The organism is Rhizobium sp. WYCCWR 11146, assembly GCF_013591995.1.
Classification (GTDB): Bacteria; Pseudomonadota; Alphaproteobacteria; order Rhizobiales; family Rhizobiaceae; genus Rhizobium; species Rhizobium indicum.
Genome location: NZ_JACCEY010000007.1, coordinates 228,581 through 246,586 on the forward strand (window position 1 = coordinate 228,581; position 18,006 = coordinate 246,586).

The 18,006-nt window shown below is 61.5% G+C and carries 18 protein-coding genes; 16 read left to right on the forward strand and 2 right to left on the reverse strand.

Going from position 1 to position 18,006, the window contains the following annotated elements:
- Position 1 precedes the first annotated feature (1 nt).
- The 3 genes from HX899_RS04115 to HX899_RS04125 are packed head-to-tail and all read left to right on the forward strand — an operon-like array spanning position 2 to position 3,530.
- Positions 2 to 1,525: an ABC transporter ATP-binding protein gene (locus tag HX899_RS04115; RefSeq protein WP_181291681.1), complete on the forward strand. Its 1,524-nt coding sequence runs from the start codon at positions 2 to 4 to the stop codon at positions 1,523 to 1,525.
- Entirely contained in the window at positions 1,522 to 2,622 is a 1,101-nt protein-coding gene (locus tag HX899_RS04120; RefSeq protein WP_180195831.1) for an ABC transporter permease, read from the forward strand. Before HX899_RS04115 ends, HX899_RS04120 begins: the two co-directional genes overlap by 4 nt.
- The gene (locus HX899_RS04125) at positions 2,619 to 3,530 is read left to right on the forward strand and encodes an ABC transporter permease (RefSeq protein WP_180195830.1); all 912 of its coding nucleotides are present in this window, start codon (positions 2,619 to 2,621) and stop codon (positions 3,528 to 3,530) included. Before HX899_RS04120 ends, HX899_RS04125 begins: the two co-directional genes overlap by 4 nt.
- A gap of 36 nt (positions 3,531 to 3,566) precedes the next feature.
- Here the strand turns inward: HX899_RS04125 and HX899_RS04130 are convergent, their stop codons facing one another.
- On the reverse strand, positions 3,567 to 4,100 hold the full coding sequence (locus tag HX899_RS04130) for an NUDIX hydrolase (RefSeq protein ID WP_181291682.1): 534 nt from the start codon (positions 4,098 to 4,100) through the stop codon (positions 3,567 to 3,569).
- A gap of 96 nt (positions 4,101 to 4,196) precedes the next feature.
- Here HX899_RS04130 and HX899_RS04135 point away from each other — a divergent pair, with 96 nt between their 5' ends.
- From HX899_RS04135 to HX899_RS04155, 5 genes are all read left to right on the forward strand, one after another.
- Positions 4,197 to 4,841 carry a DUF47 domain-containing protein gene (locus HX899_RS04135; protein ID WP_017958149.1) on the forward strand — a complete coding sequence of 215 codons (645 nt, stop codon included), beginning with the start codon at positions 4,197 to 4,199 and terminating at the stop codon, positions 4,839 to 4,841.
- Positions 4,841 to 5,845, forward strand: coding sequence for an inorganic phosphate transporter (locus HX899_RS04140; RefSeq protein ID WP_180195828.1), 1,005 nt, complete (start codon positions 4,841 to 4,843; stop codon positions 5,843 to 5,845). The genes HX899_RS04135 and HX899_RS04140 overlap by 1 nt, the downstream gene beginning before the upstream one ends.
- Positions 5,846 to 6,303: 458 nt before the next feature.
- Positions 6,304 to 7,617: a CmpA/NrtA family ABC transporter substrate-binding protein gene (locus HX899_RS04145; protein WP_138390097.1), complete on the forward strand. Its 1,314-nt coding sequence runs from the start codon at positions 6,304 to 6,306 to the stop codon at positions 7,615 to 7,617.
- 55 nt (positions 7,618 to 7,672) lie between these two features.
- Complete coding sequence (gene ntrB / locus HX899_RS04150) at positions 7,673 to 8,566, forward strand: nitrate ABC transporter permease (protein WP_062944033.1); 894 nt, start codon at positions 7,673 to 7,675, stop codon at positions 8,564 to 8,566.
- 11 nt (positions 8,567 to 8,577) lie between these two features.
- Positions 8,578 to 9,375 (forward strand): ABC transporter ATP-binding protein, encoded by a 798-nt coding sequence (locus HX899_RS04155; RefSeq protein WP_011654373.1) that lies wholly within the window; start codon positions 8,578 to 8,580, stop codon positions 9,373 to 9,375.
- 82 nt (positions 9,376 to 9,457) lie between these two features.
- Here HX899_RS04155 and HX899_RS04160 read toward each other — a convergent pair whose 3' ends face one another.
- Positions 9,458 to 10,132, reverse strand: coding sequence for a GntR family transcriptional regulator (locus tag HX899_RS04160; protein WP_138390098.1), 675 nt, complete (start codon positions 10,130 to 10,132; stop codon positions 9,458 to 9,460).
- A gap of 340 nt (positions 10,133 to 10,472) precedes the next feature.
- Between HX899_RS04160 and HX899_RS04165 the strand changes: the two genes are divergently transcribed.
- From HX899_RS04165 to HX899_RS04200, 8 genes are read left to right on the forward strand one after another with little or no spacing between them, the layout of a single operon-like run.
- Positions 10,473 to 11,600: a BMP family ABC transporter substrate-binding protein gene (locus HX899_RS04165; protein ID WP_181291683.1), complete on the forward strand. Its 1,128-nt coding sequence runs from the start codon at positions 10,473 to 10,475 to the stop codon at positions 11,598 to 11,600.
- A 20-nt stretch (positions 11,601 to 11,620) separates the two neighbouring features.
- The gene (locus HX899_RS04170) at positions 11,621 to 12,748 is read left to right on the forward strand and encodes an ABC transporter permease (protein ID WP_138390100.1); all 1,128 of its coding nucleotides are present in this window, start codon (positions 11,621 to 11,623) and stop codon (positions 12,746 to 12,748) included.
- Positions 12,748 to 13,674 (forward strand): ABC transporter permease, encoded by a 927-nt coding sequence (locus HX899_RS04175; protein ID WP_138390101.1) that lies wholly within the window; start codon positions 12,748 to 12,750, stop codon positions 13,672 to 13,674. Before HX899_RS04170 ends, HX899_RS04175 begins: the two co-directional genes overlap by 1 nt.
- 12 nt (positions 13,675 to 13,686) lie before the next feature.
- Positions 13,687 to 14,703, forward strand: coding sequence for a formamidase (locus HX899_RS04180; protein WP_181291684.1), 1,017 nt, complete (start codon positions 13,687 to 13,689; stop codon positions 14,701 to 14,703).
- An 11-nt stretch (positions 14,704 to 14,714) separates the two neighbouring features.
- Positions 14,715 to 15,416, forward strand: a complete 702-nt coding sequence (locus tag HX899_RS04185) for a cysteine hydrolase family protein (protein WP_181291703.1) — start codon at positions 14,715 to 14,717, stop codon at positions 15,414 to 15,416.
- Positions 15,413 to 16,963, forward strand: a complete 1,551-nt coding sequence (locus tag HX899_RS04190; RefSeq protein WP_181291685.1) for an ABC transporter ATP-binding protein — start codon at positions 15,413 to 15,415, stop codon at positions 16,961 to 16,963. Before HX899_RS04185 ends, HX899_RS04190 begins: the two co-directional genes overlap by 4 nt.
- Complete coding sequence (locus tag HX899_RS04195; RefSeq protein ID WP_138390105.1) at positions 16,963 to 17,631, forward strand: cysteine hydrolase family protein; 669 nt, start codon at positions 16,963 to 16,965, stop codon at positions 17,629 to 17,631. Before HX899_RS04190 ends, HX899_RS04195 begins: the two co-directional genes overlap by 1 nt.
- Positions 17,624 to 17,977: a cupin domain-containing protein gene (locus tag HX899_RS04200; RefSeq protein ID WP_181291686.1), complete on the forward strand. Its 354-nt coding sequence runs from the start codon at positions 17,624 to 17,626 to the stop codon at positions 17,975 to 17,977. The genes HX899_RS04195 and HX899_RS04200 overlap by 8 nt, the downstream gene beginning before the upstream one ends.
- The last annotated feature ends 29 nt before the right edge of the window (positions 17,978 to 18,006 follow it).

Genomic DNA, 18,006 nt, shown 5'->3' on the forward strand with positions numbered 1-18,006 from the left:
CATGACCACCCCGCTCCTGTCGCTGCGCGGCATTTCGAAGAGCTACGGCCAGATCCATGCCAATCAGGCCATCGATCTGGACGTGGCGCCGCAATCGATTCATGCGATCCTCGGGGAAAACGGGGCGGGAAAATCGACGCTGATGAAACTGATCTACGGCGTCGAGCAACCTGACGACGGAGAGGTCATCTGGGAAGGAGAACCCTTGCGTCTTGCCTCCCCTGCCGAGGCAAGGCGCCACGGTATCGGCATGGTCTTCCAGCATTTCTCGCTGTTCGAGACACTGACCGTCCTGGAGAATATTCGGCTGGTCGTGCCGGGCCGCAAGGCTGAGCTCAAGGAACGCATTCGGACGCTTGGACGGGAATTCGGCCTCGAAGTCGACCCGCTTGCCCATGTGCATGCGCTGTCCGTCGGCGAGCGGCAACGGGTGGAGATCATCCGAAGCCTGATGACCAACCCGAAACTGCTGATCCTCGACGAGCCCACCTCCGTCCTGCCGCCGCAACTGGTGGAGAAGCTCTTCGACACGCTGCGACGGCTGCGCGACGGCGGCGTTTCCATCCTGTTGATCTCCCACAAGCTCGAAGAAATCCGTGCGATCTGCGATCGGGCGACGATCCTGCGCGGCGGACGCGTAACCGGGGATGTCGACCCGCGTGAACATGATGCCCATGACCTTGCCCGCATGATGATCGGCCATGACATGCCGGCGCCGATGTCGGCGCTGCCACTGTCTGGCGGCGAAAAGCGGCTGGAGATCATCGGTTTGGACTATCAGCCCGACGATCCCTTTGCGGTGCCGCTCTCCGGCATCAGCCTCGAAGTTCGTGCCGGCGAAATCCTCGGGATCGCCGGTATTTCGGGCAACGGCCAAAGCGAGCTTGCCGCGTTGATTTCAGGCGAGACGGTGCTGGGGCGCGACCAACGCGACCGGATCTACATGATGGGGATGGATGTCGGCAGGCTCGATGCCGCCGCGCGGCGGACGCTCGGATTTGCCTTCGTTCCGGAAGACCGGCTCGGACGCGGCGCCGTGCCCGAAATGTCGCTCGTCCTCAACAGCCTGCTGACGGCCCATCCGCTCAAGCTTTTGCGCCACGGTCTCGTCGACAGGGCGCGGGCGACGGCGTTCACCGATGATTGCATCCGCCACTATGATGTGCGCACTCCCGGCCCGGATGCGGAAGCCGGCACCCTGTCCGGCGGCAATCTGCAGAAGTTCATCGTTGGCCGCGAAATCATGCTGTCTCCCAAACTGCTTTTCCTGGCGCAGCCGACCTGGGGCGTCGATATCGGCGCCGCGTCCGCCATCCGCAGCCGTCTGGTCGCATTGCGCAATCAGGGCATGGCGATCCTCGTCATTTCCGAGGAGCTGGAAGAACTGTTCGAGCTCTGCGATTCCATCCAGGTGCTGCACCACGGCCGGCTCAGCCCGTCGCTCGCAACGCGGGACACGAAGCCCGAGGAGATCGGCCGATACATGATCGGGGCACAAGCCTCGCCCGAGAAAGTCCATATATGAGCGCTTGGTCCCTTGCTTTCGTTCCCACCCTGGTCCGCCGGGAGCGCGCCTCGCTTGCCGCGGCCCTGTGCGCACCTGTCATAGCGCTCGGGGGAGCGATCGCACTTAATCTCGGCCTCTATGTTTTGATGGGCCGCGACCCTGTCGCGGTCGTCTATGCGATGCTTTTCGAGCCCTTCCTTTCCTGGGCGTCATTTTCGGAAGTGCTTTTGAAGGCAGGTCCGCTCCTGCTCATCGCCCAAGGACTGGCGATCGGCTTTCGCGCCAAGGTCTTCAACATCGGCGCCGAAGGCCAGTTCATTCTTGGCGCGATCTTCGCCTCTGCCATTCCGGTCTGGTTTCCCCAGGCAACAGGCCAATGGATCTGGCCGGCGATGCTGTTGCTCGGCGCCATCGGCGGCGCTCTCTGGGCTTCTCTCACCGCCTTCTGGCGCGTACGCCTCAATGCCAACGAGATCCTCGTTTCTTTGATGCTGAGCCTCGTTGCGGCGCAGCTGCTGAACTATCTGCTGCTCGGCCCCTGGAAAGATCCGAATGGCTTCAACTTCCCCCAGTCGGTGATGTTTCAGTACGATGCGATGGTGCCGACCCTGATCGCCGGTACCCGCGTCAATGTCTCATTCCTCATCACGCTCGCTTTGTCGGTTGCGGCCTGGGTCTTCATGCAGAGGAGCTTCATCGGTTACAAGCTGCAGGTCGGCGGTCTGGCGCCGCGGGCTGCCGGCTATGCCGGCTTCAAGGAAGGTTGGGCGATCTGGCTTTCGCTGCTGATCGGCGGTTTTGCGGCCGGTCTTGCCGGTGCCGCCGAAGTCGCCGGTCCGCTCGGCCAGCTGCAGCGTTCGGTCGCGAGCGGTTATGGCTATGCGGCCATCATCGTCGCCTATCTCGGCGGCCTGCATCCGATCGGCATCGTGGTCTCGGCGCTGGTCATGGCGGTCATCTATATCGGTGGCGACAATGCCATGGTCTCGGCCAACCTGCCGATCGCTGCCGTCCGTGTCTTCCAGGGCAGCCTGCTGCTCGCCTACCTGATCGCCGTCGCCTTCGTGCGCTATCGCCTTGAACGGCGCCGCGCCGCTCACCGGAGCCCATCATGAACGCCATCGAGTTCATTCTTGCCGGCATGCTCGCGGCTGCGACCCCGTTTCTTCTGGCAGCCCTCGGCGAAATGGTGGCCGAGCGCGCCGGCGTCCTCAACCTCGGGGTCGAGGGATTGATGGCCTTCGGTGCCGTGCTCGCCTTCATTATCGTCTACCAGGGCGGCGGACATCTCCTGGGATTCGTCGTCGCCGGGCTCGGTAGCGCTGTCCTTTCACTGCTCTTTGCCTTCGTCACCCTTGGATTCCGGGCAAACCAGGTGGCGGCGGGCCTTGCCATCGGCATTCTCGGCCAGGGCCTTTCCGCGCTTTTCGGCAAGACCTATGAAAGCCTCACGGTCAGGGGACTTCCGAAGCTCGCCCTTCCCGGGTTTTCGGAATTGCCGGTTATCGGTGGCCTTTTCGTCCAGGACATCGTCGTGTGGATTTCACTCGCCGCGACGCTGGCTTTGTGGGCGATATTTGCCTACAGCAAGCTTGGTCTTATCGTCCGCGCCGTCGGCGAGAACCCGAAGGCCGCTCACGCCATCGGCTATTCGGTGATATCAGTCCGCGTCCTCGCCATCGCCTTCGGCGGTGCGATGGCTGGTTTCGCCGGCGCCTATGCGTCGGTGGTCTATACACCGCTCTGGGCCGACGGGATGATCGCCGGGCGCGGCTGGATCGCGATTGCCCTCGTCGTCTTCGGGACTTGGCTCACCGGCCGCATCTTTCTCGGCGCCTGCCTTTTCGGTGCGGTCTCGCTGATGGGGCTTGCTGCCCAGGCAACCGGACTGGACGTTCCCTCGCAGCTGCTCTCGAGCCTGCCATATCTCGTCACGATCATCGTGCTCGGCATCATCTCCGCCGACCGCCGCCTGCTGAAACTGAATGGCGTTGCTTCGCTCGGCGAACCATTCGAGCGATAAAAGACGCGCGGCGCTGCAACGTGCCGGCGAAGAAGGTCAGCCGCGATCAGGCTTTTTTCGGCCGTGCGCTTCAAATTGGACGAGCAGCGACTTGAGTTCGATCTCGCGAACGCGGCGTGCCGCTTCATCCGGGCTGACCCATTCGAGAATACGCTGACCCCGCTCCTTGAAATCGCCGCTGGTGTCCGTGACTTCAATCTGAAACATGTCGACGATACAGGGCGCCACATCGCCATTGTCGAGTTCTTTCAGATAAGTATAGCGGCCGACCGGCTTCTTCTTCACCACCCCGCGCACGCCTGCCTCCTCCCAGGCCTCGATTGCTGCTGCTTCGAAAGGTTTTTTCCCTTTCATCGGCCACCCTTTCGGGATGACCCAGCGCCCGCTCTCGCGCGATGTGATCACCAGGATTTCGATCTCGGATCCGGCATTGCCGTGGCGGAAGCAAAGTGCGCCGTATTGTTGACGGAATGCACCGGCGAACAGCGTTTCAGGAACGGCAGCGAGCTGCCGCAGCAGTGGCTGGGATTTGTCCGGTCGAGGCTTCCTGCTTTTTTTGCTCGGCGTCATAACGAATGAATTACCGAATTTGCTTGTTGCTTCAATTGCCTGGGCGTGTTTATGACAGATTTATGACAATCGGCCGCACGAGGAAGGTTCCCAGGCATGATGAGCATTTTTCGCAAGCTGATGCCACGGGAAGACAGATTCTTTGAGATGTTTTCCAAGCACTCGAAGACCGTCGTTGCCGCCGCGCACGCCCTCGACCAACTCCTGAAGGGCAATGACGTTGAGAAAAACTGCGAACGCATCGTCACATTGGAAAACGAGGCCGACGATGTCACGCGTGAGGTTCTTCTGGCCGTTCGACGAAGCTTCATCACGCCCTTCGACCGGGGTGACATCAAGGACCTTATTCAGTCGATGGATGATGCGATCGACATGATGCACAAGGCAGTCAAGACGATCCGTTTGTTCGAACAATCGAGCTTCGATCCGCTCATGCAGCAGATGGGCAGCGAAATCGTCAAGGCGGCAAACCTTGTCGCGGAAGCGATACCTCTCCTCGACAGATTGGGAGCCAATGCGCAGCGTCTCACGGCCATCGCGGAGGAAGTCACCCGAGTGGAGGGACGTTCCGATGAGCTCTACGACCAGGGTTTGAAGGATCTGTTCTTGCGTCATGGCGCCAGCGGCAATGCGATGGCCTACATGATCGGAAGCGAAATCTACGGAGAACTGGAGAAAGTCGTCGACCGCTTCGAGGATGTCGCTAATGAAATCAGCGGCATTCTCATCGAGAACGTCTGATGGATGCCTCCCTCGCTCTGCCGCTGCTGGTCGGCCTGGTCGTTATCGCCCTGTTCTTCGACTTTCTCAACGGTCTGCATGACGCGGCCAATTCGATCGCCACCATCGTCTCGACCCGCGTCCTGCGGCCACAATATGCCGTCGCCTGGGCGGCGTTCTTCAATTTCATCGCATTCCTGTTCTTCGGCCTGCATGTTGCCGAAACACTGGGGACCGGCATCATCGATCCTGCGATCGTTTCGCCACAAGTGATCTTCGCAGCACTCATGGGCGCGATCATCTGGAATATCATCACCTGGATTTTCGGGATTCCGTCGAGCTCGTCGCATGCGCTTGTCGGTGGGCTGGTGGGGGCTGGTCTCGCAAAGGTGGGCTTCAACTCGATCGTCTGGAACGGCCTTCTAAAAACCGTCGGTGCTATTTTCGTATCGCCAGCCATCGGCTTTCTGCTTGCCCTAGTGCTGGTGCTCGCAGTCTCCTGGCTATTCGTCCGGCAAACACCGTTTGCGGTGGATCGCACATTTCGCATCATGCAGTTCGTATCCGCTTCGCTCTACTCGCTGGGCCACGGCGGAAACGATGCGCAGAAGACGATGGGCATCATCGCGGTGCTCCTGTTCAGCCAGGGATATCTTGGCCCGACATTCTACGTGCCTTTCTGGGTGGTCATTACCTGCCAGTCGGCAATGGCTCTCGGTACGCTCTTTGGCGGATGGCGGATCGTTCATACCATGGGGTCGAAGATCACCCGGCTCAACCCCATGCAAGGTTTCTGCGCGGAGACCGGCGGAGCGTTGACACTCTTCGGAGCGACCTGGCTCGGTATTCCCGTTTCGACGACGCATACCATCACCGGAGCTATCATCGGAGTGGGCGCGGCTCGTCGTGTCTCAGCCGTGCGCTGGGGATTGGCCGGCAACATCGTGATCGCCTGGATCATCACGATGCCGGCGGCTGCAGCAATATCCGCGGCGTTCTACGGCCTCGTATCTTTGCTGCAATGAAGATGGCGAGGCAATCGCCACTTGCCCTTCCCGCCTGAACTTTGCCGCCGGCAAATACCGACGAATAATGTGGGCAGAATCCGCTCTGCGTTCTGCGTCATCGCGACTTCCATATTGCGTGCACTGCACAAATAGAGCGCTACCAAGGCTGCGATTACGTTAGCAATCGCACAAAGCAGAAGCAGAAAATAGCAAAGCCTAAGAAATAGGCATTCGTCAATTCTTCGCATTTCTCCTTTTGCTTCATGCCGTTACCATCTCCTTTCGAAATTGGCACGCTGATTGCAGGTTCAGATGCGCATCGGTCAACGGCGACCGGGGCGGATAGGCGCGGCATAAGCGCCTACATTAGACACCGACGTCGCAAGGTCTTTGCTCCGGGATACTCCCATCCCCTGGACGCAATTTCCGGCGGCGTTTTTTTGTGTCCAGATTCAGCCAGCAGAGGGAACCTGCGCATGACAAAGAATTTGCAGACTGGGATTTCGACAAGCGGCATTACCCGCCGCAGCATGCTTAAGACGACCGCAGCGGCTGCCCTCATCGGCGCCGTCAAGGCTGCCTTTCCGTCCGGCGCCTTCGCAGCCGGAGCAGGCCCTGAGGTGAAAGGTGTCAAGCTCGGCTTTATCGCTCTCACCGATTCCGCACCGTTGATCATCGCCAAGGAAAAGGGCTTTTTCGACAAGCATGGCCTTCCGGAAACGGATGTGGCCAAACAGGCATCCTGGGGTGCGACCCGCGACAATCTCGTGCTGGGCGGCGCAGCAAACGGCATCGACGGTGCGCATATCCTGTCGCCGCTCCCCTATCTCATGCATACCGGCAAGGTGACGCAGAACAACAAACCGGTGCCGATGGCTATCCTCGCGCGGCTCAACCTCGACAGCCAGGGTATTTCCGTCGCCAAGGAATATGCCGACACCGGCGTGCAGCTGGATTCCTCCAAGCTGAAGGCGGCATTCGAGAAAAAGAAGGCGGAGGGCAAGGAGATCAAGGCCGCCATGACCTTCCCGGGCGGTACCCATGACCTCTGGATCCGCTACTGGCTCGCCGCCGGCGGCATCGATCCGAACAAGGACGTTTCGACCATCGTCGTGCCGCCGCCGCAGATGGTTGCCAATATGAAGGTCGGCAACATGGACGTCTTCTGTGTGGGCGAACCGTGGAACGAGCAGCTCGTCAACCAGGGCATCGGCTTTACCGCAGCCACCACCGGCGAGCTCTGGAAGGGTCATCCTGAAAAGGCGCTCGGACTGCGCGCCGACTGGATCGAACAGAATCCCAACGCTGCCAAGGCCCTGCTGATGGCCGTCATGGAGGCTCAGCAGTGGTGCGAAAGCATGGACAACAAGGCGGAGATGGCTGACATTCTCGGCAAGCGCCAATGGTTCAACGTTCCGACAAAGGACGTGCTCGGCCGCCTCAAGGGCGACATCAATTATGGCAACGGCCGCGATGTCAAAGCCACCGACCTCTATATGAAGTTCTGGAAAGACGGCGCCTCCTATCCGTTCAAGAGCCACGATACCTGGTTCATGACGGAAAACATCCGCTGGGGAAATCTGCCGGCGAGCACCGACGTCAAGGCGCTGGTCAACCAGGTGAATCGCGAAGACATCTGGCGCGAGGCCGCCAAGGATCTCGGCGTCGCGGCGGCCGATATTCCCGCATCGTCTTCTCGCGGCAAGGAGACTTTCTTCGACGGCAAGGTCTTCGACCCTGAAAATCCCTCGGCCTATCTCGACAGCCTTTCGATCAAGGCTGTCTCCTGACCCGCTCCGGCGCGCGACGGCGCGCCGGCCTTTCATTCACGTGAGGAGCACGTTGATGTCCGCCCTGGCAAACAAAGAAAATCCCTCCACGGCCGCCTCTGCCACGCTGGCGGCAAAGGTTCTGCCATTTTCCGGCAAGCACGGATCGCGGATCGATTTTCGTCGAGCGGCACTGACCGCCCTTCGCAATGTCGTTCCGCCAGTCGTCGTGCTGGCACTCATCCTGCTCGTCTGGCAGGTGCTCTGTTCGTCGGCGGATGCGTCTTTGCCCTCGCCGCATCGGGTCTGGCAGGATAGCTATGACCTGATCGCCTATCCGTTTTTCAACTACGGCTCCCAGGATATCGGGCTCGGCTGGCGCGTGCTCATTTCGCTGCAGCGCGTTCTCTATGGCTTTGGGCTTGCCGCGGTCACAGGCGTCATCATCGGTGCGATCATCGGCCAGTCGGTCTGGGCGATGCGTGGCCTCGATCCGATCTTCCAGGTGCTGCGCACGGTTCCGCCGCTCGCCTGGCTGCCGCTTTCGCTCGCAGCCTTCCAGGATTCCAACCCCTCGGCGATCTTCGTGATCTTCATCACGTCGATCTGGCCGGTGATCATCAACACCGCCGTCGGCGTGCGTAATATCCCGCAGGACTACCGCAATGTCGCCGAGGTGCTGCGCCTCAACCAGTTCGAGTTTTTCTGGAAGATCATGCTGCCTTCGGCAGCGCCTTACATCTTCACAGGCCTCAGGATCGGCGTCGGCCTCTCCTGGCTCGCCATCGTCGCGGCCGAAATGCTGACGGGCGGCGTCGGCATCGGCTTCTTCATCTGGGACGCATGGAACTCGTCGCGCCTTCCGGACATCATCGTCGCGCTCGCCTATATCGGCATCGTCGGCTTCGCCCTCGACAAGCTGGTGGCAGCACTCGGCAAACTCATCACCCGCGGCGCCATGGCCAACTGAGGAACGCACCTATGAACGCCTATCTGAAGCTCGACCATATCGACAAACATTTCGATCGGGGCGGCGTGCGCGCCGAGGTCCTGAAGGACATCAACCTGACGATTTCCGCAGGCGAATTCGTCTCGATCATCGGCCATTCGGGCTGCGGCAAGTCCACCCTGCTCAACCTCATCGCCGGCCTGACCCCGGTTTCGGCAGGCGCCGTGCTCCTTGAAAACCGTGAGGTCAACGGACCCGGTCCGGAGCGTGCCGTCGTCTTCCAGAACCACTCGCTGCTGCCCTGGCTGACGGTCTACGAGAACGTCAATCTCGCCGTCTCCAAACTCTTCAGCCGAACGAAGACCAAGGCCGAGCGGCATGAGTGGGTGATGGCCAACCTCGACCTCGTGCAGATGGCGCATGCAAGGGATAAGCGGCCTTCGGAAATTTCAGGCGGCATGAAACAGCGCGTCGGCATCGCCCGCGCGCTTGCAATGGAGCCGAAGATCCTGCTGCTCGACGAACCCTTCGGCGCGCTCGATGCACTGACCCGCGCTCATCTGCAGGACGCGGTGATGGAGATCCACGCTCGCCTCGGCAACACGATGGTGATGATCACCCATGATGTCGATGAGGCGGTGCTGCTGTCCGATCGCATCGTGATGATGACCAACGGCCCGGCGGCCCGCATCGGCGAAGTGCTCGATGTGACCATGCCCCGTCCCCGCCATCGCATCGAACTCGCCTCCGACCGGACATATCTCAAATGCCGTGAAGCCGTGCTGAAGTTCCTCTACGAACGCCACCGCTTCATCGAAGCGGCGGAGTAGAGACCGGAAATAACCTCGGCGTTTGTCGGTCGTGGTTTTCTCGCCTTCGTAGCGGCGCCTGATTTCGGGCGTCGCGCCCCTTTTACTCCCCGGGCGTTGCAAAGACCGCGCTGGCATCGCTGACAATTTCCACATGGGAATATGCCGCCTGCCCCGCGGCGGCGGCGTCCGCGCGCATGATCGCAGTGACGATCCGGCCGTGCTCCTCATAGGATTTTGCCAGACGCCCGGGCAGGCGGAACTGTGCCCGCCGAAAAGGCGCGAGCCGCGCCCGTGTCTGGGTCACCATCTCGAAGACATGATCATTATGCGCGCCGTGATAAAGCCGGGTGTGAAATTCGGTATTGTGAGCCGAATATTCTTCTTCCGCGCCGGCATGCACGAGCCTCACCGATCCCCGATGTTCCAACTCCAGCGCGCGCCGTTCATCGACCGTCATACGCTCGGCCGAGAGCCTGGCGCAGATCGCTTCGAGTTCCGCCATCGCCTCGAACATCGAATGCAGATAGGCTTCGGTGACATTGGTCACGATGGCACTGCGGTTCGGCTCGCGCGCAATCAATCCCATGGCGCCCAGCTCACGCAGAGCCTCGCGCACCGGCGTGCGCGAAACGTCGAAACGAACCGCGAGCGACACCTCGTCCAACTTCGCGCCCGGCAGGATTTCACCCGTGACGATCATGTCGGCAATCGCCCGCACCATCTGTTCGACGGTGGTTCCGGTACGGATCACTTCTCTGCGCCTAGTCTGCTTCACGATACGAATCTGCTCACCTCAATACTCTGCATACAGATGACGTTCGAGACTCGATAAGTCAAATCGGGGGGCGAAGATATTGTTAAATTTTCGCTTTCTGATGCACGAGATACCTCGGGTAACTCGACTTTGTGCCAACCACGCAGTCATAATGAACAAGAAATATCTATTGATTACTTTTTGCGCAAGAATTCGATCAATCTGTATGCACTTTGCAATGCGCAAATCTTACTGGAACGGATAAACTATAAAAAACAACAGATTAATTTCTGGCACATGCATTGCATGCACTTTTCTGTACCCGTTCACAACCGGCCCAGCGCCGCAAGGAGCATTTCCGATGACCAAACTCCTTTCCATGAACCGCCGCAAATTTCTCCAGGCTTCCGCTGCCGGTGCGCTTGCCGGCGCCATGCCGGGCCTGATCGCCTCCTCCGCCGCAGCCCAAACCGCGCTGACCGTCGGCTTCATCTATGTCGGCCCCAAGGACGACTACGGCTACAACCAGGCGCATGCCGAAGGTGCGGCCGTCATCAAGGCGATGCCTGGTGTGACGCTGGTCGAAGAAGAGAACGTGCCGGAGACCGTCGACGTCCAGAAGACGATGGAATCCATGATCAACCTGGATGGCGCGACCCTGCTCTTTCCGACCTCCTTCGGCTACTTCGACCCACACATGCTGGCCGTGGCCGCCAAACATCCCGACATCCAGTTCCGCCACTGTGGCGGCCTCTGGCAGGAAGGCAAGAACCCGGCCAATACGGGCTCCTATTTCGGCTATATCTTCCAGGGCCAGTATCTGAACGGCATTGCCGCCGGCCATGCGACGAAGAGCAAGAAGATCGGCTTCGTTGCCGCCAAGCCGATCCCGCAGGTTCTGCAGAATATCAACGCCTTCCTGCTTGGCGCGCGCACAGTCGATCCTGGTATCACCTGCCAGGTGATTTTCACCGGCGAATGGTCGCTCGCCGTCAAGGAGGCCGAAGCCACCAATGCGCTGGTTGACCAGGGCGCCGACGTCATCACCTGCCACGTCGACAGCCCCAAAGTGGTCGTCGAGACGGCTGCCGGCCGCGGCGCCTTCGTCTGCGGCTATCACGCCAACCAGAGCCCGCTTGCTCCTGAAAAGTACCTCACGGGTGCCGAATGGGCCTGGGGCAACGTCTATAGCGATTTCGTCAAGAAGGCGCAGGCCGGCGAAAAGCTCGGCAACTTCGTGCGTGGCGGCCTGAAGGACGGCTTCGTGAAGATGAGCGCGCTCGGCCCCGGTGTGTCCGCCGAGGGCCGAAAGGCCTTCGAAGCCACGCAGGCCGACATGATGAAGGGCGGCTTCTCGGTCTTCAAGGGACCGTTGAAGGACAACAAGGGCGAAACCGTCGTGGCTGCCGACAAGAGCTACGCCGAAGACGCGATCGAGCTCGAAAGCATGAATTATCTGGTCGAGGGCGTCGTCGGGTCCACGGCCTAAACCGCGAAGGGAGAAGCGCCATGACCATCGAGGCCGATAATCCCGCAATAGCCATCGTGGAAAAACCGGCTTCCCTGCGCGCGGTCCTCGAATGGATCGCGCGGCGGGCCGAGCCTGTTGTCATCGGCCTCGCGGCCATCCTGATCGGTCTTGCGCTCTTCTCCCTCTTCATCCTGGCGGTCGGCAAGTCGCCGGCCACCCTCTTCCAACTGATGTACACCGGCGGCTTCGGCAGCTGGTTTTCGGTGCAGAACAGCTTAAGTCGTGCCGCACCCCTTCTCCTGACGGCACTCTGCGTCGCCCTACCCGCCCGTCTCGGCCTCGTCATCATCGGCGGGGAAGGAGCGGTCGTGCTGGGCGGCGTTGCCGCCGCAGCCATGGCTCTGCCGCTCGCCGGCACCGCGCCCGTCTTCCTCACCCTCATTCTGATGGCGATCGCCGCCATGGTGGTCGGTGGCATCTGGATCGGCCTTGCCGGTTTCCTGCGCCACTATCGCGGCGTCAACGAAACCATCTCGTCGCTGCTGCTCTCCTATATCGCCATTGCCCTGATGAACCAGTTCGTCGAAGGGCTGCTGCGCGATCCGGCAAGCCTCAACAAGCCGTCGACCAGGCCGCTGCCGGCGGAATACATGCTCGGCAATATTCCCGGCATGGACGTGCATTGGGGCCTGGTCATCGGCATCCTCGCCTGTGTGGTCTCCTGGATCGTGATCGAGGCCACGAGCTACGGTTTTGCCGCCCGCATCGCCGGCGGCAACGTGCGCGCCGCCCAGATCCAGGGACTGCCGGTCGGAAAGCTGATCGTCGGATTTACCGCGCTCGCCGGCAGTTTTGCTGGCCTTGCGGGCATGATCGAAGTGGCGGCGGTGCAGGGAAGCGCCAATGCCTCGCTTGCCGCCGGCTATGGTTATACCGGCATCCTCGTCGCCTTCCTCGCCAGGCACAATCCGCTGGCGATCATTCCAGTGGCGATCCTGCTCGGCGGCATCGACGCCTCGGGCGGCCTCATCCAGCGGCGCATGGGCCTGCCGGATGCGACGGTTCTGGTGCTGCAGGGCACGCTCTTCATCGTCATTCTGTTCTGCGAGACCTTCTACGGCCGCTTCAAGATCTTCAATCCCGACCTCTGGAAAAGGAGCCTCTGATGGAAGAGACAGGCATCGGCATCTGGGGCGTGCCGCTGGCGATCTTCGCAGGCGCCATCCGCGTTTCCACCCCCTTCATCTTCGTCAGCCTTGGCGAGGCGATCACCGAACGCTCCGGCCGCATCAATCTCGGCTTGGAAGGCACGCTCGTCTTCGGCGCCATGACGGCCTATGCGGTGGCCGTCATCACTGGCTCGCCCACCCTCGGCGTGCTGGCCGCAATGGTGGCGGGCGCGATCTTCGGCCTCATCCACGGCTGGATCTGCAAGTTCCCGAAGGTCAACGACATCGCCATCGGCATCGCCATGATGCAGTTCGGTCTCGGCATGGCGTTCTTCCTCGGCAAATCCTTCATTCAGCCGGTGGCGCCGAAACTGCCCTCGATCGCGCTCGGCGGCTGGTCGAGCACTCCACAGATCCAGGCGGCGCTCAATATCAACGTGCTGTTCTTCATCGGCGCGGCACTTGCCCTCTTTCTGTTCTGGGCCTTCAAGAATACCAGGATCGGCCTGATCCTGCGCGTTGTCGGCGATAGCACCGACGCGGCCCGGGCCATGGGCATCCACCCGGACCGGGTTCGCCTGCTGGCGACGGCCGCCGGCGGCTCGCTGGCGGCAATCGGCGGCGCCTATCTCTCGCTCTATTATCCGGGCTCATGGAACGAAGGCATTTCGTCGGGCCAGGGCCTGATGGCCGTGGCCCTCGTCATCTTCGCCCGCTGGAACCCGATCGGCTGCTTCCTCGCTGCCCTGCTTTTCGGCGGCGCCGGCGCGCTCGGTCCGGCGCTGCAATCGGTCGGCGTCACACAAGGCTATTACCTTTTTTACGCCGCGCCTTACGTGCTCACCCTCGTCATCCTGATCGCCACCTCTTCGCCCACCCGCTCGCTCGCCGGTGCGCCGGGTGCGCTGTCGCTCACGAAATAACGGAGCTTTCCGATGAACGGACTTGGTGGTCTCAACAAATCCGAACACGGCGTCGGCATCGGCCTCGTTCAGCTCCAGCTGCCGGTGACCGTCACCAAAGCGGACTTGGTAAAGCAGACGCAGGTGATCGTCGATCTGGTGGCCAAGGCACGGCGCAACCAGCCGGGCATGGACCTCGTCATCTTTCCCGAATACGCGCTGCATGGCCTCTCCATGGACATCAATCCGGAGATCATGTGCACGCTCGACGGGCCGGAGGTCGCTGCGTTCAAGCAGGCCTGCAGCGACAACCGGATCTGGGGCTGCTTCTCGATCATGGAGCTCAATCCCGGCGGCATGCCCCATAATTCCGGCATCGTCATCGACGACCAGGGCGAGCTGAAGCTCTATTATCGTAAGATGCATCCCTGGATCCCCGTCGAGCCCTGGGAGCCCGGCGATCTTGGCATCCCTGTCATCGAGGGCCCGCGGGGCGCCAAGCTTGCGCTGATCATCTGCCATGACGGCATGTTCCCGGAGATGGCGCGCGAATGCGCCTATAAGGGCGCCGAAATCATGATCCGCACCGCCGGCTACACGGCGCCGATCCGCGATGCCTGGCGCTTCACCAATCAGGCCAACGCCTTCTGCAACCTGATGGTTACCGCGAATGTCTGCATGTGCGGCTCGGACGGCACCTTCGATTCCATGGGTGAAGGCATGATCTGCAATTTCGACGGCACGATCATCGCCCACGGCACCTCCGGCCGCGTCAACGAGATCATCACCGCCGAGGTGCGTCCCGATCTGGTGCGCGAGGCCCGGCTCGGCTGGGGGGTGGAGAACAATATCTACCAGTTCGGCCATCGCGGCTATGTCGCCGTCGCCGGCGGCGCCCAGGATGCGCCCTACACCTACATGCACGACCTTGTCGCCGGCAAATACCGCCTGCCATGGGAAGACGAGGTAAAGGTCAAAGACGGCACGTCCTGCGGATTTGACAAGCCGATGCGCCGTTACGGCGAACCCCTCAAACCTGCCGCGGAATAGGAGAGAGAATGATGGACGCGATGGTCGACACCAAGGGGCATTTTATCGACGCCGATCCGTATCCGTGGCCCTATAACGGCGCTCTGCGGCCTGATAACACCGCCCTCATCATCATCGACATGCAGACCGACTTCTGCGGCAAGGGCGGCTATGTCGACCACATGGGCTACGACCTGTCGCTGGTGCAGGCGCCGATCGAACCGATCAAACGTGTGCTGGCCGCCATGCGGGCCAAGGGCTACCACATCATCCACACCCGCGAGGGCCATCGCCCCGACCTCGCCGATCTGCCGGCCAACAAACGCTGGCGCTCGCAGCGGATCGGCGCCGGCATCGGCGATCCTGGCCCCTGCGGCCGCATCCTGACGCGTGGCGAACCCGGCTGGGACATCATCCCGGAACTCTACCCGATCGAAGGCGAGACGATCATCGACAAGCCCGGCAAGGGTTCGTTCTGCGCCACCGACCTCGAACTCATCCTCAACCAGAAGCGCATCGAGAACATTATCCTCACGGGGATCACCACCGATGTCTGCGTCTCGACGACGATGCGCGAGGCGAACGACCGCGGCTACGAATGCCTGCTTCTGGAGGACTGCTGTGGTGCGACCGACTACGGAAATCACCTCGCCGCCATCAAGATGGTGAAGATGCAGGGCGGCGTCTTCGGCTCCGTCTCCAATTCCGAAACCTTTGTGGGCCAACTGCCATGAGCACCGTTCGCGACACGCCCCTCCCCCAGGCCGGCAAGGCGGTCGGCATCGATACGCTCGGCATGACCATGCGCTTCGGCTCGTTCACCGCGCTCGACAACGTTTCGATCGCCGTTCCGGCCGGCTCTTTTCACGCGCTTCTCGGCGAAAACGGCGCCGGCAAGTCGACGCTCGTCAAATGCATCATGGGCTTCTATCACGCCACGTCAGGCTCGCTGTCGGTCGATGGCCGCGAGGTGGCGGTTGCCTCACCCAAGGATGCCGCGGCCTATGGGCTCGGCATGGTCTACCAGCATTTCACACTGGTTCCCTCGCTCACCGGCGCGGAAAACCTGGTCATCAGCCGCACCGAAGTGCCCGCGGTGATCAACTGGGCCAGGGAGCGCAGGGATCTGGCGGGTTTCATGGAGCGCATGCCGTTCAAGATCCCGCTCGACAGGCCGGTGAGCGAGCTTGCTGCCGGCGAAAAACAGAAGCTCGAAATCGTCAAGCAGCTCTATCTCGGCCGCTCCTTCCTGGTGCTCGACGAGCCGACCTCGGTGCTGACGCCGGCCGAAGCCGATGAGATGCTCGGTATTGTCCGCGGGATGACCGAGCGCGGCGAGCTCACGGTGCTGATGATCTCCCACAAGTTCCACGAGGTGACGAAGTTCGCCGACGCCGTCTCGATCCTGCGGCGCGGAAAGCTGGTCGGCACCGGTAAGGTCGGCGAGCTCTCCACCGCCGAGATGGCGGGGATGATGATCGGCGACGTCAAGCTCGCCGAGCTCGACAGCCGTCTGCCGGTGGCGGAAGCGGCCAAATCCGTGCTCACTGTAACCCAGGTGAAAGCTCCGGATCGCTCCGGCCTGAAGATGATCGAGATCGACGCGCTGACGGTTCGCTCCGGCGAGATCGTCGGCATCGCCGGCATATCCGGCAACGGCCAGAAGGAGCTGACGGAAATCCTGGCCGGCCAGCGCCCGACCGATAGCGGCGAGGTCATGGTCAATGGCGAGACTTACGGCGCCACCCGTGACGAGACCCGCAAGAACAGGGTGCGTTTCATCCCCGAAGAGCCGTTGCAGAATGCCTGCGCGCCCAAGATGACCGTGAGCGAGAACCTTGCGTTCCGCACCTTCGACGTGAAGCTGGACGGCAAGGACGCGATCTGGCTGAACAAGGGCAGCATGAAGAAGCGTGCGTCGGCATTGATCTCCGACTTCAAGGTCAAGACGGCCTCTTCCTCCTCGCCGATCGCAGCACTTTCGGGCGGCAACGTACAGCGGGCGGTGCTCGCCCGCGAGCTGACGGGCGAGGTAGATCTGCTGATCGTCTCCAATCCCTGTTTTGGGCTGGACTTCTCCGCGGTGGCGGAAATCCGCGCCCGGATCATGAAGGCCCGCAATTCGGGCGCTGCCGTGCTGCTGCTCTCCGAAGACCTCGACGAACTGCTCGAGATGTCCGACCGCATCATGGTCATTTCGGAAGGCAGGCTGGTTTATGAGACACCGGCGCGTTCGGCCGATATCGGCGTGATCGGCGCCCACATGGCGGGACATCACTGATGATGGAGATCAAGGCAGAGCCTTTCGCCTTTCCGGTGAAGCACGATGAGCTCGCCCTCATCGTCATCGACATGCAGCGTGATTTCGCCGAGCCCGGCGGCTTCGGCGCCAGCCTCGGCAATGACGTCAGCCGCATCACCAGGATCGTGCCCGACGTCAAACGCCTGATCCAGGGCTTCCGCAATGCCGGCCTGCCTGTCATCCATACGATGGAGTGCCACCGGCCTGATCTCTCCGACCTGCCGCCGGCCAAACGCGACCGGGGCAATCCGTCGCTCAGGATCGGCGACCAAGGCCCGATGGGCCGCATCCTGATCTCGGGCGAGCCCGGCACGGCAATTCTTCCGGAACTTGCTCCTGTGAAGGGCGAAGTCGTCATCGAAAAGCCCGGCAAGGGCGCCTTCTACGCGACCGACCTCGGCACCGTGTTGCAGCAGAAGGGCATCAAGCAGCTCGTCTTTGCCGGTGTCACCACCGAAGTCTGCGTGCAGACGACGATGCGCGAAGCAAACGACCGCGGCTATGAATGCCTGCTCGCCGAGGAGGCGACGGAAAGTTATTTCCCCGAATTCAAAGCCGCCGCCATCGCCATGATCCGCGCCCAGGGCGCGATCGTCGGCTGGACCGCCCATGTCGACGACATTCTGGAAAGCATCGCTCATGCCTGAAACGACCCACGAACGCCTGACATCAGGCGGCTGGAAGGAGCTGGAATTCGGCCCTTTCCGCGATGCTGTCACCATTCACTGGATCCGCCCTTTCGAGGGCGATCAGCCGGGCGTGGCGCTGTTGAAATATGAGCCCGGCGCCTCTGTTCCCCGCCATCGCCACGAGGGGCTCGAAACCATCCTGGTGCTCGATGGCGTTCAATCCGACGAGACGGGCGATTACATCAGCGGCAGTTATATCGTCAACGCGCCGGGCAGCGAACACTCGGTCTGGAGCGAGACCGGCTGTATCGTGCTCATCCAGTGGGACCGGCCCGTGAAAATACTCGAAGAGGAAACTGCCTGAACCCGGCACCCGCCTTGGAGATCGGCCCG